The sequence below is a fragment of the Metapseudomonas boanensis genome, assembly GCF_018704125.1.
Classification (GTDB): domain Bacteria; phylum Pseudomonadota; class Gammaproteobacteria; order Pseudomonadales; family Pseudomonadaceae; genus Metapseudomonas; species Metapseudomonas boanensis.
This window is the reverse complement of the sequence record NZ_JAGTIS010000008.1, coordinates 1-23,003: the sequence shown is the minus strand read 5'-3', so window position 1 is coordinate 23,003 and position 23,003 is coordinate 1. Positions and strand designations below refer to the sequence as shown.

At 61.8% G+C, this 23,003-nt stretch carries 21 protein-coding genes and 3 pseudogenes; 8 read left to right on the top strand and 16 right to left on the bottom strand.

Annotated features, from left to right (window positions below):
- Positions 1-36 precede the first annotated feature (36 nt).
- On the top strand, positions 37-450 hold the full coding sequence (gene arfB, locus J7302_RS15270) for an alternative ribosome rescue aminoacyl-tRNA hydrolase ArfB (RefSeq protein WP_215377059.1): 414 nt from the start codon (positions 37-39) through the stop codon (positions 448-450).
- A 264-nt stretch (positions 451-714) separates the two neighbouring features.
- On the opposite strand, the gene J7302_RS15265 is transcribed toward arfB, so the two are convergent.
- From J7302_RS15265 to phhA, 3 genes are all read right to left on the bottom strand, one after another.
- Positions 715-1,908: an amino acid aminotransferase gene (locus tag J7302_RS15265; protein ID WP_215376319.1), complete on the bottom strand. Its 1,194-nt coding sequence runs from the start codon at positions 1,906-1,908 to the stop codon at positions 715-717.
- On the bottom strand, positions 1,905-2,261 hold the full coding sequence (locus J7302_RS15260; protein ID WP_215376316.1) for a 4a-hydroxytetrahydrobiopterin dehydratase: 357 nt from the start codon (positions 2,259-2,261) through the stop codon (positions 1,905-1,907). The genes J7302_RS15265 and J7302_RS15260 overlap by 4 nt, the downstream gene beginning before the upstream one ends.
- Positions 2,262-2,370: 109 nt before the next feature.
- Complete coding sequence (gene phhA, locus J7302_RS15255) at positions 2,371-3,156, bottom strand: phenylalanine 4-monooxygenase (RefSeq protein WP_215376312.1); 786 nt, start codon at positions 3,154-3,156, stop codon at positions 2,371-2,373.
- Between the two features lie 261 nt (positions 3,157-3,417).
- Between phhA and J7302_RS15250 the strand changes: the two genes are divergently transcribed.
- Positions 3,418-4,977 carry a sigma-54-dependent transcriptional regulator gene (locus J7302_RS15250; RefSeq protein WP_215376309.1) on the top strand — a complete coding sequence of 520 codons (1,560 nt, stop codon included), beginning with the start codon at positions 3,418-3,420 and terminating at the stop codon, positions 4,975-4,977.
- Positions 4,978-5,216: 239 nt separating this feature from the next.
- Positions 5,217-5,520: pseudogene (locus tag J7302_RS27130) on the top strand (ISL3 family transposase); the annotation flags it as partial.
- Positions 5,521-5,779: 259 nt separating this feature from the next.
- On the opposite strand, the gene mdtI reads toward J7302_RS27130, so the two are convergent.
- Complete coding sequence (gene mdtI / locus J7302_RS15245) at positions 5,780-6,109, bottom strand: multidrug/spermidine efflux SMR transporter subunit MdtI (protein ID WP_215376306.1); 330 nt, start codon at positions 6,107-6,109, stop codon at positions 5,780-5,782.
- Positions 6,103-6,471, bottom strand: a complete 369-nt coding sequence (locus tag J7302_RS15240; protein WP_215376301.1) for an SMR family transporter — start codon at positions 6,469-6,471, stop codon at positions 6,103-6,105. Before J7302_RS15240 ends, mdtI begins: the two co-directional genes overlap by 7 nt.
- Before the next feature lie 686 nt (positions 6,472-7,157).
- Between J7302_RS15240 and acs the strand changes: the two genes are divergently transcribed.
- Positions 7,158-9,119, top strand: coding sequence for an acetate--CoA ligase (acs, locus tag J7302_RS15235; protein ID WP_215376297.1), 1,962 nt, complete (start codon positions 7,158-7,160; stop codon positions 9,117-9,119).
- Between the two features lie 169 nt (positions 9,120-9,288).
- Here acs and J7302_RS15230 read toward each other — a convergent pair whose 3' ends face one another.
- From J7302_RS15230 to J7302_RS15210, 5 genes are all read right to left on the bottom strand, one after another.
- The gene (locus J7302_RS15230; RefSeq protein WP_215376294.1) at positions 9,289-9,954 is read right to left on the bottom strand and encodes a c-type cytochrome; all 666 of its coding nucleotides are present in this window, start codon (positions 9,952-9,954) and stop codon (positions 9,289-9,291) included.
- A 9-nt stretch (positions 9,955-9,963) separates the two neighbouring features.
- A complete protein-coding gene (locus J7302_RS15225; RefSeq protein ID WP_215376291.1) occupies positions 9,964-10,872 on the bottom strand; it encodes a copper resistance protein B in 909 nt (302 codons plus the stop codon).
- Positions 10,862-11,173, bottom strand: a complete 312-nt coding sequence (locus tag J7302_RS15220) for a hypothetical protein (protein WP_215376288.1) — start codon at positions 11,171-11,173, stop codon at positions 10,862-10,864. The genes J7302_RS15225 and J7302_RS15220 overlap by 11 nt, the downstream gene beginning before the upstream one ends.
- Before the next feature lie 14 nt (positions 11,174-11,187).
- Positions 11,188-12,969, bottom strand: coding sequence for a copper resistance system multicopper oxidase (locus J7302_RS15215; protein ID WP_215376285.1), 1,782 nt, complete (start codon positions 12,967-12,969; stop codon positions 11,188-11,190).
- Between the two features lie 247 nt (positions 12,970-13,216).
- A complete protein-coding gene (locus J7302_RS15210) occupies positions 13,217-13,498 on the bottom strand; it encodes a peptidylprolyl isomerase (RefSeq protein WP_215376282.1) in 282 nt (93 codons plus the stop codon).
- Between the two features lie 349 nt (positions 13,499-13,847).
- Between J7302_RS15210 and J7302_RS26980 the strand changes: the two are divergent.
- Positions 13,848-14,225, top strand: a pseudogene (locus tag J7302_RS26980) (AraC family transcriptional regulator); the annotation flags it as partial.
- Positions 14,226-14,423: 198 nt separating this feature from the next.
- Entirely contained in the window at positions 14,424-15,497 is a 1,074-nt protein-coding gene (locus J7302_RS15200; protein ID WP_215377056.1) for a DUF1615 domain-containing protein, read from the top strand.
- A gap of 254 nt (positions 15,498-15,751) precedes the next feature.
- Here J7302_RS15200 and ppnN read toward each other — a convergent pair whose 3' ends face one another.
- Entirely contained in the window at positions 15,752-17,134 is a 1,383-nt protein-coding gene (ppnN, locus tag J7302_RS15195) for a nucleotide 5'-monophosphate nucleosidase PpnN (protein WP_215376275.1), read from the bottom strand.
- Between the two features lie 549 nt (positions 17,135-17,683).
- Here ppnN and J7302_RS15190 point away from each other — a divergent pair.
- Complete coding sequence (locus J7302_RS15190) at positions 17,684-18,706, top strand: hypothetical protein (RefSeq protein ID WP_215376271.1); 1,023 nt, start codon at positions 17,684-17,686, stop codon at positions 18,704-18,706.
- Positions 18,707-18,792: 86 nt separating this feature from the next.
- Here the strand turns inward: J7302_RS15190 and J7302_RS15185 are convergent, their stop codons facing one another.
- From J7302_RS15185 to J7302_RS15170, 4 genes and pseudogenes are all read right to left on the bottom strand, one after another.
- Complete coding sequence (locus J7302_RS15185) at positions 18,793-19,212, bottom strand: VOC family protein (protein ID WP_215376268.1); 420 nt, start codon at positions 19,210-19,212, stop codon at positions 18,793-18,795.
- Positions 19,213-19,494: 282 nt separating this feature from the next.
- Positions 19,495-19,839 (bottom strand): hypothetical protein, encoded by a 345-nt coding sequence (locus J7302_RS15180; RefSeq protein ID WP_215376264.1) that lies wholly within the window; start codon positions 19,837-19,839, stop codon positions 19,495-19,497.
- A 69-nt stretch (positions 19,840-19,908) separates the two neighbouring features.
- Positions 19,909-20,677, bottom strand: a pseudogene (locus J7302_RS15175) (SDR family NAD(P)-dependent oxidoreductase).
- 69 nt (positions 20,678-20,746) lie between these two features.
- Complete coding sequence (locus tag J7302_RS15170; protein WP_215376261.1) at positions 20,747-21,745, bottom strand: zinc-dependent alcohol dehydrogenase family protein; 999 nt, start codon at positions 21,743-21,745, stop codon at positions 20,747-20,749.
- Positions 21,746-21,854: 109 nt separating this feature from the next.
- On the opposite strand from J7302_RS15170, the gene J7302_RS15165 reads away from it, so the two are divergent.
- Positions 21,855-22,733, top strand: coding sequence for a LysR family transcriptional regulator (locus J7302_RS15165; RefSeq protein WP_215376258.1), 879 nt, complete (start codon positions 21,855-21,857; stop codon positions 22,731-22,733).
- Between the two features lie 111 nt (positions 22,734-22,844).
- Here J7302_RS15165 and J7302_RS26545 read toward each other — a convergent pair.
- A partial coding sequence (locus tag J7302_RS26545; RefSeq protein WP_251702102.1) for a hypothetical protein occupies positions 22,845-23,003 on the bottom strand: 159 nt, incomplete at its 5' end.

Sequence of the window (23,003 nt, the reverse complement as noted above, 5' to 3'; positions counted from 1 at the left end):
TATGCTGTGCACCCATACTGCCATGTGCCTGCCCCCATGCTGGAGATTTCCAACAGCGTCCATCTGCCCGACGACGAAGTCGAGCTGACCGCCATCCGCGCCCAAGGCGCTGGCGGGCAGAACGTCAACAAGGTGTCCAGCGCCGTGCACCTGCGCTTCGATATCCAGGCTTCCTCGTTGCCGCCCTTCTACAAGGAGCGGCTGCTAGCGCTACGTGACAACCGGATCACCGGCGATGGCGTGATTGTGATCAAGGCGCAGCAGTATCGCACCCAGGAACAGAATCGCGCCGACGCGCTGGAACGCCTGGCAGAGCTGATCCGCAGCGTGGCCAAGGTGGAAAAGGCAAGGCGACCGACCAAGCCGACCCTGGGCTCGAAGAAGCGCCGGCTGGAGGGAAAAGCCAAGCGCGGGGCGGTCAAGGCGGGGAGGGGGAAAGTTGATTATTGAATCGAGCGTAGGGGCGAATCCATTGGCTCTGGCTGCGTTGAGTGTTGCGAGTGGCGGCATTCCTTGTAGGAGCGAGCTTGCTTGCGAAAGGGCCCGGTTCGCGAGCATGAACTCGGCGTCACACCGCTCCTACAAGGCTCTCAGCCCGGCCATTGATTGCTAGTAATAGCTAACGCAGACATAGCCAATCCATTCGCCGAGCAGGCTGAACGCCTGCCGTAGGTCGGGCCACCCGGCCCAACCTACAAGCGGGCGAGGGGCTGCTCAGCACACCTTGGCGATCGCAGCTGCCAAATCCCCAATTCGGCTCGCATCCAGTCCCGCCACGTTGGCACGGCCGGTGCTCACCATGTACACGCTGAACTCCGCCCGTAGGCGCGCCACTTGTTCAGGCGACAGGCCAGTGTAGGAGAACATGCCACGCTGCACGCCGATGTGGGCGAAACGTTCGGCCAGGCCGAATGGCTGTAGGGCTTCCACCAAACCACTGCGCAGGCTGGCTACGCGCTGGCGCATGGCGTTCAGCTCCTCGACCCACTGCGCCTTGAGCGCGGCGTCGCCGAGAATGGTCGCCACTACGGCGGCGCCATGGGCCGGCGGGGTGGACCAGAGGTTGCGGGCGAGGAAGGCCAGCTGGCTGCGCACGTCCGTAAGCTTGTCGGCATCGGCGGCGCAGACGATCAGCGCGCCGGTGCGTTCGCGGTAGAGGCCGAAGTTCTTCGAGCAGGAGCTGGTGATCAGCAGCTCCGGCAGTGCCTCGGCAAACAGCCGCACGGACCAGGCATCCTGCTCCAGCCCATCGCCGAAGCCCTGGTAGGCAAAGTCGATCAGCGGTAGCAATTCGCGGGCTCTGACCACGTCCAGCACCCGTTGCCAGTCATCCTGGCCCAGGTCGAATCCAGTCGGGTTATGGCAGCAGGCATGCAGCAGCACCACGTCGCCAGTCGGCACGCGCTCGAGCGCGGCGAGCATGGCCTCGACATCCAGGCGGTTGGCCGCATCCACGTAGGGGTAGTGGGCGACTTTGATGCCGGCACCGGCAAAGATGGTTTCGTGGATCGGCCAGGTCGGGTCGCTCAGCCAAACACCGCGTCCCGGCATGTTGGCGGCGATGAACTCGGCCGCCAGGCGCAGGGCGCCGGTACCGCCCGGGGTCTGGGTGGCGCCGGTGCGACCGGCAGTGATCAGCGGGTTGCCAGCACCCAGCACCAGGTTCAGCATCAACTGGCCGAAGGCTGCATCGCCATGGCCGCCGATGTAGGTCTTGGTGGTTTCGCTGTCGACCAGATGCTGCTCGGCCAATTTCACCGCGTACGGAATCGGCGTCAGGCCGCGAGCGTCTTTGTAGACGCCCACGCCCAGATCGATCTTCGCCGGGTTGGGGTCGGCGCGGTAGGCATCCATCAGGCCGAGGATGGGGTCGCCTGGTACGCGGCCCACCTTGGTGAAATGGTTCATTTACGCCCCTCGGCGGTGGCAGCCACCTCGTCGGTACGGGCAGACATGATGAAGTCATTGCGGTGCAGGCCTTTGGCCTCATGGCTCCACCAGGTCACGGTGACCTTGCCCCACTCGGTGAGCAGGCCCGGGTGGTGGCCTTCTTCCTCGGCGATGGCGCCGACGGCATTGGTGAAGGCAAGGGCGTAGCGGAAGTTCTTGAAGCGGAAGATCTTTTCCAGCTGCATGATTCCGTCACGGACTTCGATGTTCCAGTCGGGGATCTGCTTGATCAGCTCGGCCAGTTCTTCGTCGGAGACTTTCGGCGCATCGGCGCGGCAGGCTTCACAATGGGCTTGGTTCAGGGCGGTCATGGGAGTTCTCCGGATATGCATTTGTGTAGCTTGGCGCTGAGCGAAGCGAGGCCCCGCGCCCGCAATGTTGGGCTTCGCTCTGCTCGGCCCAACCTACATCGAGGTTCGATCAGGCCGCTTTCGGCGGGAATTTCGGCGCGTGCAGGCCCATCTGCATGGCCTGGTGCACTAGCGCCATGATGTCCTCATGGGCCAGGTCGAACAGGCGTTTGAGCTCTGGCAGCACGAAGTACAGGGGCTGCAGGATGTCGATGCGGTACGGCGTACGCATGCATTCCAGCGGGTCGAAGGGCTGGTGCTCGGGCTCGCCCGACAAAGCGTAGACCGTCTCCTTCGGCGAGGAGAGGATGCCGCCACCGTAGATGCGCCGGCCTTGGGGGGTGTCCAGCAGGCCGAACTCGATGGTCATCCAGTACAGGCGAGCGAGGTAGACGCGCTCTTCCTTGGTGGCCTTGAGACCGAGCTTGCCATAGGTGTGGGTGAACTCAGCGAACCAGGGGTTGGTCAGCAGCGGGCAGTGGCCGAAGATCTCATGGAAGATGTCCGGTTCCTGCAGGTAGTCCAACTCTTCCGGGGTACGGATAAAGGTGGCCACCGGGAATTGCTGGCTGGCCAGCAACTCGAAGAAGGTCTGGAAGGGGATCAGCGCCGGTACGCGCGCGACACTCCAGCCGGTGGTGGCCTGCAGCACCTTGTTGATCTCGCCCAACTGGGGGATGCGGTCGCGCGGCAGGCCGAGCTGTTCGATACCGTCCATGTATTCCTGGCAGGCGCGGCCTTCGATCACTTTCAGTTGGCGGGTGATCAGGGTGTTCCAAACCGCGTGCTCGGTTTCCGGGTAATGGATAAAACCGTTGGCATCGGGTTCGCGGGCCACGTACTTCGCTACTTTCATTCGGCCTCCTGGAAAATGGGGCTTCGTTGTTGTGTTGCCTTATCGATAGCGCACAGCGGGCTGCAGCGCAGCAGGGCAGGAGTCTCAGGTGCCGCCTTGGTGGGGTTGAAATCGTAAAGAAAAGGTTACGGATGCGGCGGAATGGCGATTCATCGGCTTGCTGGTGCGTTGATTTGTCACATATTCTTGACGGGAAAATAGGGTCGAGAGCGGATTTTTTCGCCCAGAACCCACAGAAAAGCCCGATACCTGGGGTGCCAGATGCGTATCAAAGTCCATTGCCAGAACCGCGTAGGGATCTTGCGCGACATTCTCAACCTGCTCGTCGAATATGGCATCAACGTCGCCCGAGGCGAGGTGGGCGGTGAGCAGGGCAATGCCATCTACCTGCATTGCCCGAACCTTATCAATCTGCAGTTCCAGGCCTTGCGGCCAAAACTGGAGACCATTCCCGGCGTGTTCGGGGTCAAGCGTGTCGGCCTGATGCCCAGCGAGCGGCGTCACCTCGAACTGAATGCCTTGCTCGGGGCTCTGGACTTCCCGGTGCTCTCCATCGACATGGGTGGTTCCATCGTCGCGGCCAACCGCGCGGCGGCGCAGTTGCTCGGGGTGCGCGTGGACGAGGTGCCGGGTATTCCGCTTGCGCGCTATGTCGAAGACTTCGACCTGCCGGAGTTGGTGCGTGCCAACAAGGCGCGGATCAACGGCCTGCGCATCAAGGTCAAGGGCGATACCTTCCTTGCCGACATCGCGCCGCTGCAGTCGGAACACGACGAAAGCGAGGCCCTGGCTGGCGCTGTAATCACCTTGCATCGTGCTGACCGCGTCGGCGAGCGCATCTACAACGTGCGCAAGCACGAACTGCGCGGCTTCGACAGTATTTTCCAGAGCTCCAAGGTGATGGCGGCAGTGGTGCGCGAGGCGCGTCGCATGGCGCCGCTCGATGCGCCCTTGCTCATCGAAGGTGAAACCGGCACCGGCAAGGAGCTGCTGGCCCGCGCTTGCCACCTGGCCAGCCCGCGGGGCCAGTCGCCGTTCATGGCACTCAACTGCGCCGGCCTGCCGGAATCCATGGCCGAGACCGAACTGTTCGGGTACGGCCCTGGCGCCTTCGAGGGCGCCCGTCCGGAAGGCAAGTTGGGGCTGCTGGAACTGACCGCCGGTGGCACGCTGTTCCTCGACGGGGTGGGCGAGATGAGCCCGCGGTTGCAGGCCAAGCTGTTGCGCTTCCTGCAGGATGGCTGCTTCCGCCGCGTCGGCAGCGACGAAGAGGTGTACCTGGATGTGCGGGTAATCTGCGCAACCCAGGTGGACCTCTCCGAACTCTGCGCCCGGGGTGAGTTCCGCCAGGACCTTTATCACCGCCTCAATGTGCTGTCCTTGCACATCCCACCGCTGCGCGAGTGTCTGGATGGCCTGCCCCCTCTGGTAGAGCATTTTCTTGACCAGGCCAGCCGGCAGATCGGCTGCGGTCTGCCAAAGTTGGCGCCGCAGGTGCTGGACAAGCTCAGCCACTATCACTGGCCCGGCAATGTGCGGCAGCTAGAGAACGTGTTGTTCCAGGCCGTTTCGCTGTGCGACGGCGGCACGGTGAAGCCCGAGCATATCCGCCTGCCGGATTACGGTGCGCCGCAGCCGCTGGGCGACTTTTCCCTGGAGGGTGGGCTGGACGCCATCGTTGGCCGCTTCGAGAAGGCAGTGCTGGAGCGCCTCTATGCCGAGCATCCGAGCAGCCGGCTGCTGGGCAAACGCCTTGGAGTGTCCCACACCACTATTGCCAACAAACTGCGTCAACATGGGTTGGGCAAAGAGGACGGTTAGACCTTGGTGTAATGGCCCGGCCGGGGGCTGACGCGTAAAAAGGCAGGTGTCTGAATCTTGCGTGATGCGGACACAAGCGTTTCTGACATTCCTCTCCCGGAATGATTGGGCGGGCGACCAACTGGTCGCCCATTTTTTTGGGTGCTTCGCAGAATCTGGGGGAAGAGCGAGTTGACAGTCAGGGAAGCGGGTAAATTGGCAGTCGCCAAACAGCCCAACCCCCACCCCCTGCTGTCGCCGTGCATCCTATTGATCTGGCCCCTTTCTGGCCGGGCTACGAGGTCGTCGCCTGTCGCCAATCTACTCACGACACCCTGCTGATCAGTCTTGAGCCCCAAGCGGAGCGCTTTCCGATTTGCAGCCGCGTGCCAAACCCAACCTGTTGATCCACGAGCAACAGCACATCGCCAGGTGCGGGATCGTGACCTGCAGGATCAGCGCGTCCTGCTACAACTGCCGGTGCGTCGCGTCGACTGCCTCTACTGCGGACGCGTATCCGAGCGGATCGACTGTCTGGCGCCGGCTTCCCGCCTTCCCCGGAAAGCAGCCTGCAACACCTCCTTGGCGGACTTGTCGGGCGGAGTGAATCGAAGGCGCGCGAAACCTTGTAGGAGCCAGCTTGCTGGCGAATGGCGCATGTTCGCCAGCAAGCTGGCTCCTACAGAGAGAGTACCGGCTATCCGGCTGTCAACTCGCCTCTCCCCCAGATCCCGCGATGAACCTTTTTTTGTCTTCGAAAATGTCGGTCTCGGCAAGACTGCGGCAGGTGTGTCGTTCTCCAAGGTGAGATGGCCCTCGGCTATCAGGCCATCTTCAGCAGACTCATCCCGCCGAGCAGCAGAACCAGACCCAACCAACCCCGCCAGGCCAGCCGCTGGCCGAAAAGCGCCCAGCCCATAGCGATCGTGGCGAGGATGCCGAAGCCCCCCCAGATAGCGTAGGCAAGCGACAACTCCATGCCTTGTACTGCCTGAGCCAGCGCGGTGAAGGCTGCCAGCACGCAGAGGATCGAGGCAACCCCGAGCCCGCGTTTGCGAAAGCCGTCCGAATACTTCAGAAACAGGTTGGCCACGACTTCCAGGGTGATGGCCAGGCCCAACCAGGCGAACGAAATCCAGCTCGGACTCAGCATGTTGCAACCTCCAGGTCGTCAGTGCGCTTGGTGTCCGCTTGGGCGCGGGTACCGGCCTTGATCAGCAGGATGCCGGCGATCATCACGCCCAGGCCGAGGGCCTTGTAGAGGCCGAGGCTTTCGCCCAGCCAGGTGACGCTCACTGCGGTGATCAGCACGATGCCGATCCCTTCCCAGAGCGCATAAGCCACACCGACAGGGACGCGCTTTACCGCCAGCGCGAGGAAGAAATACGACAGGCCGATCAGGCCGTACATCAGCAGGTGGCCAAGGATGGGGTAGTGACCGGCGGCGAACTTCATCGACGTGGTACCCACCACTTCGAAGACGATGGCGACCATCAGGTAAATCCAGGAACGCATAGTGCCCTCCCAAGGGCTCCGCAGGCTTTTCGCCAGGAAGCGGCGAGCTGCGGTTCAATGGATCGGTGGCGGTGACGGTGCTGATATTTCAGGGGCGAAATGCCGCCTGGCGCAGCGTCACCAGCAGGTGTTTGCCGTTGGGGAGGAGCTAGAGGTCGCCGGTCCAGTGTCGTTCGCGAGACACCAGGCGAGAAGTGGAGAGAGATACAGGCTTTGTGTTCAACATAATGAACGATATATTACCTGTAGATATGAATAAATGCAAATCGATAGTTTTTTTGATAAAAAATTTATCAAGTTATGCCGAAATATAGGGGGTATTCGCTGGTGTTGGTCGGGTCGGTCAGGAGTGGGTGTTCAATATTATGATCTTTCTATGGGTGGCGTCTGCCAGGGAAACGGGTGTCTTTTGCTGGCGGAAAGCTCGGCAAGCCCTTGCTGAAACTTGAGCATAAAGGTCACGTCTCGCCGGCTTGTCGCTGGCCGCTACAAGCAATCGTTGGGAACTGCCGGGCCAGATCTCTCGTTGGCGCCTGAAAACCGGCGGGCAGGCGCCAGCCCCTGGGGGCGCGGTGCATGCAACACCATAGTCCATCTTTGGTAAGACCATGGTCGAATGGCCCTACAGCGGGACGGGGGATACAAAAGGCGCCATACAAAAACAACTGCCCATTGAGGTAAGAACCATGAGCGCTGCTTCACTGTATCCGGTCCGCCCAGAGGTGGCCGCCCAGTCGTTGACGGACGAGGCGACCTATAAAGCCATGTACCAGCAGTCCGTGATCAACCCGGACGGCTTCTGGCGTGAGCAAGCCAAGCGCATCGACTGGATCAAGCCCTTCACCAAGGTGAAGCAGACTTCTTTCGACGACCATCACGTTGACATCAAATGGTTCGCTGACGGCACCCTGAACGTTTCCGCCAACTGCCTCGATCGTCACCTTGCCGAGCGCGGTGACCAGGTCGCGATCATCTGGGAGGGCGACGACCCTTCCGAGCACGAAAACATCACCTACCGCGACCTGCACGAGCGCGTCTGCAAGTTCGCCAACGCCTTGCGTGGCCAGGACGTGCACCGTGGCGACGTGGTGACCATCTACATGCCGATGATCCCGGAAGCCGTGGTGGCGATGCTGGCCTGTACCCGCATCGGCGCCATCCACTCCGTGGTGTTCGGTGGCTTCTCCCCCGAAGCGCTGGCTGGCCGCATCATCGACTGCAAATCCAAGGTCGTGATCACCGCCGACGAAGGCGTGCGCGGCGGCAAGAAAACCCCGCTCAAGGCCAACGTCGATGACGCCCTGGCCAACCCCGAAACCAACAGCGTGCAGAAGATCATCGTCTGCAAGCGCACCGGTGCCGACATCAAATGGCACCCGCACCGTGATGTCTGGTTCGAAGACCTGATGAAAGTGGCCTCCAGCCACTGTGCCCCGAAGGAAATGGGCGCGGAAGACCCGCTGTTCATCCTCTACACCTCCGGCTCCACCGGTAAGCCGAAAGGCGTGCTGCACACCACCGGAGGCTACCTGACCTACGCCTCGCTGACCCACGAGCGCGTGTTCGACTACCGTCCGGGCGAGGTCTTCTGGTGCACCGCCGACATCGGCTGGGTCACCGGTCACACTTACCTGGTCTACGGTCCGCTGGCCAATGGCGCCACCACCGTCATGTTCGAAGGCGTGCCGAACTTCCCGGACGTGACCCGCGTGTCGAAGATCGTCGACAAGCACAAGGTCAATATCCTCTACACCGCACCGACTGCCATCCGCGCCATGATGGCCGAGGGCAAGGCGGCGGTCGAAGGCGCCGACGGCTCCAGCCTGCGTTTGCTGGGCTCGGTGGGCGAGCCCATCAACCCGGAAGCCTGGCACTGGTATTACGAGACTGTCGGTCAGTCACGCTGCCCGATCGTCGATACCTGGTGGCAGACCGAAACCGGCGCTTGCCTGATGAGCCCGCTGCCGGGCGCCCACGCCCTCAAGCCGGGCTCCGCTGCGCGCCCATTCTTCGGCGTGCAGCCGGCTCTGGTGGACAACCTTGGCAATATCCTGGAAGGCGCCACCGAGGGCAACCTGGTGATCATCGACTCCTGGCCGGGCCAGGCGCGTACCCTGTACGGCGACCACGATCGTTTCGTCGACACCTACTTCAAGACCTTCAAAGGCATGTACTTCACCGGTGACGGCGCTCGTCGCGATGAAGATGGCTACTACTGGATCACCGGCCGCGTTGACGACGTGCTCAACGTTTCTGGCCACCGCATGGGTACTGCCGAGATCGAGAGCGCCATGGTCGCCCACCCGAAAGTGGCCGAGGCTGCCGTGGTCGGTATGCCGCACGACATCAAGGGGCAGGGTATCTACGTCTACGTCACCCTGAACGCTGGCGTGGAGGCCTCCGAGGCTCTGCGTCTGGAACTGAAACAGTGGGTCCGCAAGGAAATCGGCCCGATCGCCTCGCCGGATGTCATCCAGTGGGCGCCGGGACTGCCGAAAACCCGCTCGGGCAAGATCATGCGCCGCATCCTGCGCAAGATCGCTGTCGCCGAATACGACGCCCTCGGCGATATCTCCACCCTGGCCGATCCCGGAGTGGTGCAACACCTGATCGATACCCATCGCACCATGCAGACAGCCTGCGCCTGACGCATGCCTGCAACGAAGCCCCGCCCCGGCCACAAGCCGCGGCGGGGCTTCGTGTTTATTGATTGTTCAGTCGAGTGCGGGAAACCACATTCTCAGGGCTGCTTTCGCGCGATTCACGCTGCACGGACCAACTGGGGTAGAGCAAGGGGTGAGGGATGTCTGGATCAGCTCAGTGTTTATGCGCCTTGCCGTCCGGATGTACGTGCACCTCAGGTGCAGCCATCCCGTCATCCGCCAGTTCAGCTTCATGATGCCCTTTGCCTGAAGGGCTGTCGTCCGGGACCTGGTGTTCGTGCAGTTGGCTTTCGCCACCGCCGTGCTGGTGCCCACTGCTGCTGGCTACCAGTGCCTGGTACTGCCGCGCATCCATTTGGGGTAGTTGCTGCAGGAAGGCGACCATGCCCCAGATGTATGGGTCTTCCATGCCTTGGCCCCAGGCTGGCATGCCACTGCCTTTGATCCCGTGCTTGATCACCCAGAAGGTAGCGGCTGGATTGCCGTCGGTCCCTTGTTTGCCCAGGTCCGGCGGCGTGGGGTAGAGGCTTTGGCTGAGTTCGGTGGGCTCGACTCCAGGCGCCAGGTGGCAGCCGACGCACATGGCGTCGTAGTTGCCTGCGCCGGCACGAATCAGGGCCCCGTCATTCAGGTTCGGGACCTGGATATCCCGTGAGCGGACCTCGATCGAGCGCTCCCGCACGGCGGTCAGGAAGGCATATACCGGTGCCGAGTGCGGGTCATCGGCAGCGACGTTGATCCAACCGCTATAACCCACACCGGCCACCGCAGAGGCGGTGATCAGGCCGGCCACCGCCAGGACTTTCATTGTTTTTTTCATTGTTCAGGCTCAGAACCAGATTCGGATACCGGCGACGAAGCGAGCTTCATCGGTGTCTTCACCGTCCTCGCGGGCGATGTCTGCGGTGTTGCCGTAGCTGCGATTCCAGGTCACGCCGACGTAGGGCGCGAATTCGCGAATGATCTCATAGCGCAACCGCAAGCCAACCTCGGTATTGGCCAGCCCGGAGCCGACGCCGCGCTCATGGTCGTTGCGCCCATAGAAGTTCATCTCTGCGGTGGGCTGCAGGATCAGGCGGTTGGTGAGCAGGATGTCGTAGTCGCCCTCGAGGCGCAGCGCACTCTGGCCGTTCTCGCCGAGAAAGGCCGTGGCCTCGGTTTCGAGACCATAGAAGGGCATGCCCTGCACACCGAGCGCGGCCCAGGTTTGTGGTTCACCAGGCTTGAAGTCCTGGCGCACTCCGGCCACGGTTTCCCACCACGGGCCGATGGCGTGGCCCCAGAGCGCCTGGAGCTCAGCGTCTTCGGTCTTGCCGTTGGTGCGCTCGCCTTCCGAGCGCAGCCACAGGCGATCGATATCGCCACCGATCCAGCCGGAGGCGTCCCAGTTCAGCACGCTGCCTTCGTCGGCATCCTGGTATTCGAACTTGTCCAGCAGGAAGAAGCTGTTGATTGCGCGGTCATGCACACCATGCCCTGGCAGCGGTGGAAAGGCGGCGGCCCGGTCCGCATCGGTCAGTTCCGGGACATATGCGCCGGTGGCGGCCCCGGCAGCTTGCCCATGGTTCATCTGGCTGTGATCCATCGTGCCGTGGTCCATCTGGCCATGGTCCATGGCAGGCGCCGGCTCGTGGCCCATGCTGGAGTGATCCATGGTTTGCGCTGCGCTGACCGGGCCGAAAAGGCTCAGGGTGATGGCCAATGCGGCCAGGGCAGGGCGTGGTTGGCTATTGGTCATCTTTACGATCCGTGTCCGCCGTCTTGCCATTCTGGCCCGCAGCCTTGGAACCGTGCTGCATCATCTGGCCATGGTTCATCATCTGATCGTGGTTCATGTCGCCATGAGGCATCGACTCCATCATCTTGTCGTGGCTCATCTGTCCATGATCCATCTGGCCGTGGTTCATTACCTGCGAGCCGCTGGCCGGGGCTTTCTGATGGTCTTCATGGGTGTGGCTGCTCGCCAGTACGGTGGGCGTCAGCAGGATCAGCGCCAGCGCGGCACCGACCAGCGTCGAGGTTTGGGCAGTCTTGTTCATTTTTCAGTTCTCCTTCATTCGTCCACGCGGACTTCGCGGAACATGCCCATTTCCATGTGGAAGAGCAGGTGGCAGTGGTAGGCCCAGCGGCCGAGCGCGTCCGCAGTCACGCGGTAGCTGCGCTTGGAGCCTGGCGGCATGTCGATGGTGTGTTTGCGGACCAGGAAGTTGCCGTGCTCGTCCTCCAGGTCGCTCCACATCCCGTGCAGGTGGATGGGGTGGGTCATCATGGTGTCGTTGACCAGGGTGATGCGCAGGCGCTCGCCGTACTTCAGGCGCAGCGGTTCGGCGTCGGAGAACTTGATGCCATCGAATGACCAGGCGAAGCGCTCCATGTGCCCGGTCAGGTGCAGCTCGATGGTGCGCCCCGGTTCGCGCCCGTCCGGGTCGGGGAAGGTGCTGCGCAGGTCGGCGTAGGTCAGTACGCGACGCCCGTTGTCGCGCAGGCCGATGCCGGGGTCGTCCAGCTTGGGCACAGGCGTCATGGTCTGCATGTCCACCAACGGATTGTTGCTCTCCGAGGCCGGATGCGCCTGCATCTGGCTGACCGAGCCACTGGCCTGGCCATGGTCCATGCCCGCCATGTTCGAGTGATCCATGCCGGCCATCTGACTGTGGTCCATCCCGGCCATGCCTGAGTCATCCGTCGCGGGCATGTCATGGCCCATGGCGCCGTGGTCCATGCCCATGTCGGCCATGCTGATCAGCGGGCGCGGGTCTGGCTCCGGTACCGCAGCACTCAAACCTTCGCGTACTGCCAGGGTGCCGCGGGCATAGCCGGTGCGGTCCATGGATTGGGCGAAGATGGTATAGGCCTCGGCGCTGCTGGGCTCGACGATCACGTCATAGGTTTCGGCGACGGCCATGCGGATTTCATCCACGCTCACCGGCGCCACATACTGGCCGTCGGCGGCGACGACCGTCATCTTCAGGCCGGGAATACGCACGTCGAAGTAGCTCATGGCCGAGCCGTTGATGAAACGCAGGCGGAGCTTTTCGCCAGGGCGGAACAGGCCTGTCCAGTTGCCGTCAGGCGCCTGGCCGTTCATCAGGTAGGTGTAGGTGGCACCACTGACGTCGGCGAGGTCTGTGGGGCTCATCTTCATCTCGGCCCACATCTTGCGGTCGGCTGCGGCTGCGGCCCAGCCCTTGTCGCTGACATCGTCGATGAAGTCGCCCAGCGTGCGCTTGTGATGGTTGTAGTAGTCCGACTGCTTCTTCAGCTTGGCCAGCACGCGCGAGGGGTTCTCATCGGTCCAGTCGCTCAGCATCACCACGTAGTCGCGGTCGTACTGGAAGGGCTCCGGCTCTTTCGGGTCGATCACGATGGGGCCGTATACGCCCACCTGCTCCTGGAACCCGGAGTGGCTGTGATACCAGTAGGTACCGTGCTGCTTCACCTGGAAGCGGTACTCGTACATCCCGTCGGGAGCGATGCCATGGAAGCTCAGGCCCGGCACGCCGTCCATGTTGGCCGGCAGGATGATGCCGTGCCAGTGGATGGAGGTGTCCTCATCCAGGCGGTTGCGCACCCGCAGCGTCACCGTGTCGCCCTCGCGCCAGCGCAGTAGCGGCGCGGGTAGCGAGCCATTGATGGTCTTGGCGGTACGTGGCGTGCCGGTGAAGTTCACCTGGGTCTCGCCAATGAACAAATCGAATTCGGTGCCGCTCAGCACTGTTGGCTGACCCGGGCTGGTTACCGCCCAGACCGGGCTGCGCCATAGGCCCAGGCCACCGAGGATGCCGCCGGCGGCCAGGCCTTTGACGAAGGTCCGCCGCGAGGTTTTGCACTGCATGCCATTCCAATCCAGTCAGTCAGGAGAATCGCCGCAGCCTCGGAGGCATGCGGCCAGTCCGTGCAAGTTGCCACATCGGAAGGCGAGAGGTGATTACATTTCTGTCAGCTAGGCAGTGCGCGGGCTCGACGGCTGGGACGGGAGGGCTGGGGCACGAATGGCTCCGTCGTCTTTGGATGGTCCCTTTTTATTGAGAGGTGTGGAGGCGTTCAGTAGGCGCCGCCTGTCGGCGGCGCCTTGGGGACTGCTAGTCCTGGCGACTGGTGACTTCCAGCAGGTGGAAGCCGAACTGGGTTTTCACAGGGCCTTGTACAACGTTGAGTGGAGCGCTGAACACGACGGTGTCGAACTCCTTGACCATCTGGCCAGGGCGGAAGGAACCGAGGTTGCCTCCGTCTCGGCCGGAGGGGCAGGTGGAGTGCTGTTTGGCTAGTTCAGCGAAGTCGGCGCCGGCTTCGATGGCGGCTTTGAGCTCGTTGCACTTGGCTTCAGTGGCAACCAGGATGTGGCGGGCGGTGGCTCGGGCCATGGTGGGGTACTCCTTGAAATTGAGCTTGCAGAGCCTAGCGGAATCGGTGGGTGATTCAAGGTGCTTCGTCAGGGGACGTCGGGATGTTGGGCATCGCTGGACTCAGCTCCATTCTGCGGTTGGGCTTTGGGCTGTAATCGCGAATGAACTCGCTAACCCAGGCGCTCGGTGCGCTGCCTTTCCCAAGGCCCCGGCTGTGGCTCGTGAACAGGATCATGTCTGTGCTCATGGAGCAAAGTCCTGTTCCGGTTGCGCGGTGGCATCAGCCTTGCGAGCTCGCATCAATGGCCAGAACAACTCATCCTGCCCGCTCACTGGCACGAGGTGTTCGATACCGTAGGCCGGTGGGCGCCTGCCCCTGCTGACTCGCCACGCGGGCATGCTGGAAATGCTCACCCGGGAACTGGACACGCGCATCGCCCGTCATCGCCAGCTCAGCGGCTAGGCGGGAAAAGTCGTAACCAGCGCCCGGCATGCCTTGGCACGTGGTGAAGTACCCAGCCTGAAAACCCAGGCCGAAACTCTCCACCAGGGCGCCCGCACCCTGCTTCGCCGCCTTGAAGAGCAAGGCCTGACTTTCCGCCAACTGCTCGACCTGGTACGCGCAGAGCTGGAACAACACCTCCAACTACAAGGCGAAAGCCGCTCCGAGATTGCCATGCAGCTGGGATACAGTGACGTGGCTGCGTATCTGCATGTGCGGAAACGGTGGCGGGGCGAGGGGTGATTGAGGGAAGGGGATATTCCGCTTCTGGCTGACCCCACCTATTTATGACATCTTCGCGAGCGTTTTCCGCAAGGTGTTTCGAATATGAACCTTGAACAGCTCGCTTGCCGCTATTTGCCGGCGGGCTTTCCAGAACCTGCTGCTGCAAGAGGATCGAGCAGGGAATGGCCGGTCTCGGCGTTTCGCTACGGGATCGCGATGGTGGGTATCGTATCGCTCCTGACACTCGCCGGTTGCGGCACACGCCTCGGTCAGGAGGCCCCACCCAACCCGGCCGAAGTGCGGGCAAAGATCGTACGGCTGATGCCGGCCAAAACGCCTGACCGACAGGGCTGGGCGACTGATATCTACGCGGCATTCGCAGCGCAGGACATCCCGCCGACCACGGAGAACCTCTGTGCTGTGCTGGCCGTCACAGAGCAGGAGTCGACCTTTCAGACCGACCCTTCGGTGCCGGGGCTGGCGAAGATCGCACGGCAGGAGATCGACCGCCGTGCGGCGAAGCTGCATGTCCCCAGCTTCCTGGTGAACGCCGCGCTGGGGATCGATTCGCCCTCGGGCAAAACTTATAGCCAGCGGCTGAAAACCGTCCGCACAGAGAAGGAACTGAGTGCGATCTTCGATGACTTCATCGGCATGGCCCCCATGGGCCAGAAGCTGTTCGGCAACTTCAACCCGGTGCAAACCGGTGGGCCGATGCAGGTCAGCATCGCCTTTGCCGAAAGCCAGGCGCGGGGCTACCCCTACCCGGTGAAGGGTTCCATCCGCCAGGAGGTGTTCAGCCGAAGGGGTGGCATGTATTTCGGCATCGCTCACCTGCTGGGCTATCCGGTCACTTACGGTCGGCCGCTCTTTCGATTTGCCGATTTCAATGCCGGGTGGTACGCAAGCCGCAACGCCGCCTTCCAGGCGGCGGTCAGCCGGGCCTCCGGTATACCGCTGGCGCTCGACGGCGACCTGATCATCCACGGCTCTCGGATCCCAGGCTCGACTGAGCTCGCCGTACGTACCTTGCGCAAGCATTTGGACTTGAGCGACAGCGCCATTCGGCGCGACCTGGAGCAGGGCGATCAACTGGCCTTCGAAGACACCAGACTCTATAAGCGCGTGTTCGCGCTGGCCGAGAAAGTCGAACGCAAGCGATTGCCCCGTGCCGTGCTGCCGGGCATCACCCTGAAAAGCCCCAAGATCACCCGTAATCTCACCACAGCCTGGTTCGCCAATCGCGTCGATGAGCGTCATCGACGCTGCATGGCGCGCGCCGGCAAGTGAGGTCGTGAGGGCTTTCGTACGCTGGCCTGCCGAGCCGCCCCTTGGGGCGGCCGTCGGGTGAGCCCGGCTGAGCTCCGAGGGCATCGTCGGGATATTGGTCAACACCTGCATCGCGTCCACTGGCAAGTTTGCGGCCGAACTGGGTTATCACGTGTGGAGAATTCGTGCCGGCGCTTTGCCCCGACCAGGCCCTGAACCATCACAGCCCGGGCCTTGGTTCCTTCCTCAAGCCTCTGGTGGTCGCTTCAGGCTGCTCAGGTCCGGGTTTCCACGACCCGATAGCAGGGCACATAGGCCGCGCCGCCGGGCAGCTTCATCCGGTGCTGCTCGACGAATGCCTGTAGCAGGTGATCGAGCGGCTTCATCACGGCCGCATCGCCCTGGATCTCGTAGGCACCATGCTGCTCGATCAGGCGGATACCCTTGTCTTTCACGTTGCCCGCGACAATGCCGGAGAAGGCGCGACGCAGGTTGGCCGCCAGTTCGTGGGGCGCCAGGTTCTGGCTGAGCTTCAGGCTGGCCATATTGTCGTGTGTGGGGTCGAACGGGCGCTGGAAGCTCTCGTCGACCTTCAGCAGCCAGTTGAAGTGGAAAGCGTCATTGCGCTCGCGACGGAACTGCTTCACCTCTTTAAGACCCTGGGCCATCTGCACGGCCACCTGGGCGGGGTCGTTGATGATGATCTGGTACCGCTGCTGGGCGGCTTCCCCCAGGGTCGCGCCGACGAACGCGTGCAGTTGCTGCAGATAGGGCGCGGCGCTCTTCGGCCCGGTCAGGATGACGGGGAAGGGGAGGTCGCGGTTGTCCGGGTGCATCAGGATGCCGAGCAGGTAGAGGAACTCCTCGGCCGTGCCGGCGCCGCCGGGGAAGATGATGATGCCGTGGCCGACACGTACGAAGGCCTCAAGGCGTTTCTCGATGTCCGGCAGGATCACCAGTTCGTTGACGATCGGGTTGGGCGCCTCGGCGGCGATGATGCCGGGCTCTGTCAGGCCCAGGTAGCGGCCGCCGTGGATGCGTTGCTTGGCATGGGCGATGGTGGCGCCCTTCATCGGTCCCTTCATGACGCCGGGGCCGCAGCCGGTGCAGATATCCAGGTGGCGCAGGCCCAGTTCGTGACCGACCTTCTTGGTGTACTTGTACTCTTCGGTGCTGATCGAGTGGCCGCCCCAGCACACCACGATCTTTGGCTCCACTCCGGGGCGCAGGGTGCGAGCGTTGCGCAGCAGGTGGAAGACGTAGTCGGTGATGCCCTGGGAGCTGTCCAGGTCGATGCGTCGGCTCTCCAGCTCATTCTCGGTGTAGACGATGTCGCGCAGGGCGCTGAACAGCATCTCGCGCGTGCTGGCAATCATCTCGCCATCGACGAAGGCATCCGCCGGTGCGTTGAGCAGCTCCAGGCGCACCCCGCGGTCCTGCTGGTGAATGCGAACCTCGAAGTTCCTATAGGCATCGAGGATGGTCTTGGCGTTGTCGACGTGAGCGCCGGTATTGAGGATTGCCAAGGCGCACTGGCGGAACAGCGCGTACATGCTGCCTGAGCCGGCTTCGCTCAGTTGCTGTACTTCGCGTTGAGAAAGTGTTTCCAGGCTGCCTTTCGGGCTTACTTGAGCGTTGATGACGGGTCTTGGGGGCATTCTAGGTTCCATGTGTTTTGCCAACGAGCCGGGGAGGGGGCCATTGCACCAGATGGTGGGCTCCGAACGCGGTCTCGCGCTGCTCGTTTGGCTGGTAGTTTGCCGTCTGGGCATCGCGATGTCACAAGTCGTGCTTGAGTCTTTGCTCTAGAACGCGTGGGTGAGCGACAAGGAGGTTCTTGAAACTCGGACCGGCAAACTCCGGAAATTGCTCTAAATGGCTCGATCGGATGATGGTCGACATCCGCTATTGCTCCAATTCCAGGCCTCCCAGGTAGCTGTGCTCCTCCTGTTTCAGCCCCTTTTCGCCTGCTTATCCTGTCGACGTTCTTGACGCCTATACTCAAGAAACCATGGTCGGACGTAGTGGACGTTCCGTTGGATAGGGGGCTGGGATAACTGCGAAAGTGCCAACTGCAGTTTGTCAGGAGGAAGAGAGCAGCCCATCTGGGCAGTAGCTGAATCCTTATGAGCGATGTGAAGCGCTCGCTCGAAACCGATCCGATGGCGGTGACCATACCGCTGTCCAGTCTGTTATAGGAGAGCGCGATGTTGCGCTGGCGTGCCCTGATCGTCGCCTTGATGGTGGCGGTGGGGGGATGCGCCACCTCAGAGCGCAGCCAAGAGCCGGCTCCGCCGATAATCGTACCGCAGAGCACCTGGCGACAGGTCGACAGTCAAATCGTCGCCGCATCACGTTCCGCCACGGAACGGGCCAACACCTACGCACATGAATCCATGGAGAGCTGGATGGACCTTGTCTACCAGCGCACTGACGCAGAATTCATCCCGTGGTTTACCAGCTACTGGACCCAGCAATGGCTGACTCTGAAGGTGGCCTGGTACAAGCTTGGCGCAGAGGGCGAGATAGATCCGACCGTGGATCGGATTTCCATTTATCTCCAGGAGCAATACCAGGATCGAGTGCTGGACCCCGTGGCTGAGGAGATCGATCCGATCAAGGTCATGGACCAGGCGACAAAGCTCTACGTCCAGCTCCTTGGACAGCAAATTCAGGGAATACCCCAGCGCTACGGCGTTCCTCTGGATCAATTCGACCGGCGGCTGCAAGGCATCCCGGCGATCGCACTGGCACCCTCCACAACCCACAGTGCCTCGCTTTACCAGGTCATTCACGCCGATCCGCTCGACGAGCTACCCGCCTACGTGGCCCTGGTCGATCGGGTTCGCGGTAGCTCTGCTCGCGAGGGCACGGGCGTATCGCCGGCTGGCATATCGACCGTGGCGAAACAGACCAGCGAAGAACTGGCAGCCGAACTCGTCACCCGCGGCGCTGCAAGCGCCGTTTCCGCGTTGGCCGGACGCGTCGCTGGCACATTGATATCCCTGGGAGTCGCAGGCTTCAGCATCATCTCGAAGGAAAACGCGAGACCGGGAGTCGAAGCGCATCTTCGAAAAAGCTTGAACGATGACTTTGACGAAGAGTGGCTCGAGCTGATGCGCAACCCCGATACGGGGGTGATGGCAGGGGTCAATTACTTGTCAGGACAAATTGAAGGAAACCTTACGGGGCCCGATACACTGCCGCTCAGGTACGAGCCCATACAGTGAAAGGCTCCTGTACCGATCCAATTGACGTCTCGGGATGGGCGCTGCGAGTCCGGTCGCTCGCTCGGCCTGACGTGTCGAACGTTTTTTCAGGTACCGCTTCCTTCTGGTGACGCATCCTCCCTGACTTGGCGCGCATAGCTGAGCGTCAGCATTTCCCATTGATGGCCGTCGGGCTCGTTCCAGTAGACGATGCGGCCGGCATGCTCGGTATCGACCAGGTAATTGACTGGCCCGTGGACGTTGCTGCGGTAAGGGATGCCCGTTGCCTGGAGGCGCTGGAGGATGGCCTCGAACTCCTCCGGGCTCACGCGGAAGCAGAAGTGGATCAGCGGGAAGGGGTCGGCCCACTCATCGAAATCGAGGGTCAAACCGTCGTTTACGTAAACCGGCACGAACGGGCCGGTTCCGCTTTCCGACCAGGGCACGTCCAGCAGTTCGGCCAGCAGCTTCGCCGATCGGACTTTGTTGCGAGAGGGCACCATCAGGTGGTCGAGGTGAATGGTCATCCTGTTCTCCAGCGCGGGGACAGGCCACGTGGCGTGCGCTCAAACTTGACTGAAGAGCCAATACGCATTTGCCCGTTCGCCGAGCAGCATGTCTTTGCTCATTTCATTTAATTATCGAGATGAAATGACTGCAGATCGAATTGCCTCGCAACGTTTTTGATTGGCTTTCGTCAATCTGCCATCAATCGCTCCGAAAGGTATCGCCTGGGGACGTCGTCCAGTAACCGCCCGGCATTTCCATGACGCTTGATCGTATCGTCACGCGTTGTGGTGTGCGGGATGTCAGCTGAAGTGGATATCGCTCAAATCGATCGAAACCAGCATGTTGTCCGTCAACGCCTGGTTATCCGGTCCCAGTCTGAAAGCCCGGCGCTTGGTGGGGAGACGGATACCATCGGCCTCGATGTAGTCATGAACATACTGCGCGGCAACGAATCCTCCGGCTACATCCACGCTGTAGTCATGTCGGCGAAGCAGAAAGTCACGATCGAAATAGAAATCCTGAACTTCGCTGTGCGTCGCGATCGATCCAGGAAACCGTACGCGCAGCCCTTGTCCCTGCTGCAACGTCATCCAGCGCTTCAATCCACCGTGGGCATTGATGATCTGGTTGGTGAGTTCGCTCATTACATTCTCCCGCATGCTGCTCAAGCCATTTCTCTCGACCTGACAACCCCTTTGATAGTTGCCTGACGGTCAGATTGCCTTGTGGTCAGCGCGATGACGTTCGGCGGGTACGTGCCTCGAAAGATTAGGCATGAGTTTTTGTCGTGCGGCTTGGTAAGCATCCCAATCGGTCACCTCCGGCAACGAGGGGATGGTGAAAAGCTCTCCTTGATCGAGGCCTGCCAACGCCGCGTCCACCATGTCTTGCGCCTGCATCACGATCTCGCCTGGCAGGTATTCGACCAGAGTGCCGGCAATTTCCCAGAACTCAGTCGAGATTGCGCCCGGCACAACCACCTGGATACGAACATTCTTGTCCGCTAATTCATGGTTCAGTGATTGGCTGAATGCCAGCACAAATGCCTTGGTGCCACCGTAAACACCGTTGAGGAGCTCTGGTGCGATGCCGACGATCGAGGCGATATTGATGATCGTCCCTCCTTTGCGAGCGACGAGCCCCGGCGTTAATGGCATAGGTCAGCCGAGTAAGCGCGGTCACGTTCAGCCCGATCATCTGCGTCATCTTCTCGATGTCGGACTCCAGGAGCGGCGCTGTCGCCCCCATGCCGGCATTGTTGACGAGCACCCTGATGCGGGAGTCGGTTCGGAGCAGATGTTCAACGCGCGCAAGGTCGGAATCGTCATTGAGGTCTGCGGTGACCACCTCGATCGTGCGCCCGGTCTGCTCGACCAGCCTTTGCGCAAGCTGCTCCAATCGATCGCGACTGCGCGCCACCAGAACCAGGTCGTAACCGCGCCGAGCCAACCCATGCGGACAATTGAGCCGGGCAGATCCCAAAGTCGCCGCGACCGTGCAAAGCCTTCGGTCGCAGCGGCGAAGGTGAGGTAAACTTGGCGGCCGAACTGGTCAGCGGTCCATCTCGATCACTGTTTTCCCTTGGCCGAGGCCTTCGGAAACCTGGCGGAAGGCTTCATTGACATCGTGAAGCCCGAAGCGGCGTTGATCCACATTTACCTTCAATTGCCCAGCATCCGCCATGGCTGCCGCTTCGCGCAGGATCATGCCGTGGTGCTGTCGCCCCTTGCCCGTGAGCAGTGGCATCAGGGTAAACACTCCGGAATAGCTCGCACCACGGAACGACAAGGGCGCCAGACTGTGTTGGCCCCAGCCCAGGCAGCTGAGCACATGCCCGGTATAGACCTTCACGGCGTTGAACGACGCATTCAGGGTCGCTCCGCCGACCGTGTCATAAACGATGTCGAATCCCTCGCCCCCGGTATAACGCTTGAGATAGTCCTCCACGGTCTGGGCCCGGTAGTCGATCCCGGTCGCACCCAGCTCGCGGATGAAGTCCAGGCTGGTCGCCGAACCAGTGGCATAAACGCGGGCCCCCCTGGCCTTTGCCAGTTGCACAGCCGCATGGCCGACCCCGCCTGCGCCACCATGGATCAACACCTGTTGGCCGGTTCGGACATTGGCGCGATCCACCAGCCCCTCCCAGGCGGTAATGAACACCAACGGCAGCGCCGCCGCTTCGCGCATGCTCAACGCCCGGGGCTTGGGCGCGATCAGTCGGGCATCCACGACAATGTACTCGGCCAGGGTGCCCTGGATGCCACCGATACCCCCGGCCATGCCGAATACTTCATCTCCAGGGGCGAAACCGTCTACGCCGTCTCCCAGCTCGGTCACCGTACCGGCCAGGTCCATGCCCAATATTGCCGGCAGCGGCTGCCGGGCATGACCCGCTTGCCCCGCGGCGATCTTCGTATCCAGAGGATTGACGGCCGCAGCCTGTACCTTGATCAACACTTCCCCTGTGCCTGGAACGGGCCGGGGGATGTTGTGCACTACAAGCTTGGCCTGGGCGGATTCGGCAATGGCAGCGAGCATCGTGTGATTCATGGCGGTAAACCTCCGGTCAGTGGATGGGCTCATCTTCCCCGCGCCGGTGTATTCCGATAAGAAAGCAAAAGTTGATTAGATTTATTCCGTACAAAGAGGGAATTGCTCGATGGACCTCTTCGATTCCATGCGCGTTTTCATGCGAGTGGTCGAGCGCGGCTCGTTTTCGGCTGTCGCCAGGGAGTTGAACCTCGGCCAGCCCGCGGTGAGCAAGCAGATCCGTGCTTTGGAGGAGTACTTAGGTGGTGCGCTCTTCGCACGCAGCACGCGGCAGCTATCCCTGACCGACCAGGGGCAGCGGTTTTACGCAGAGAGCCAGAGCATTCTCGCCAGCCTGGAGGCTGCCACGCTCAATTTCGCCAGTGGGCAGGAGCAAATCGCCGGACCGTTGCGGGTGGCGGCGCCGGTCAGCTACGGACGATTGTGCATCGCGCCGCTGGTGTGCGAGTTTCTAGAGCGCTATCCGCGCGTTCAGATGGACCTGCGACTGAACGACCAGAACGAAGATCTTCTCAGGGAGAACATCGATGTTGCGATTCGCATTGGCGTGGTGAAGAGCGAAAGGCTGGTCTCGGTTTCGCTTGGAAACACCCTGCGCCAGGTGTATGCCACGCCAGCGTACCTAAGCCGCCATGGCACGCCTGGCAAGCCCGCTGACCTCTCGCACCATAACTGCCTGGGCTTCACATTGCTGGAACACTACGATGTCTGGCGCTTCAGCCGTGACGGCGAGGAGCACAGCGTCAGTATCAAGGGGAACGTCACCAGTAATAGCAGCGAGGCCATCCGGGAAATGGTTCTGGCTGGCCTGGGAATTTCCCTTTCCCCCGAGTGGTTGTTCGCCGCGGATGTCCGGCAAGGGGCGGTCGCCACCATCCTTGCCGAATATCAACCTGTTGCGCTCCCTGTAAGCGCGGTTTTCAGTCACGACCGGCGCCGTTCTGCGCGGACTCGGGCATTCGTGGACTTCCTTCGGGAGCGACTCTAACGGGATCAAGCAGAGGACGATGCTAGAACCAACTGGGCTGGATCGACCTCTATTCGCTCAACGAACCCTGAGCGGCCAGTTGGGAATCCCAATGGGATTCCCATAGCCCGGTCAGGCTGTCTGGAGGGCCGGTATCCTGCTGCTCGCAGCGGCTTCCTTGTACTCGGCGATCTGGTCGAAGGACAGGTAGCGGTAGATATCGGCCGCCATGCTGTCGATGTTCTTCGCGTAGGCCATGTACTCCTCGACGGTCGGCAGTTTGCCCAGGAT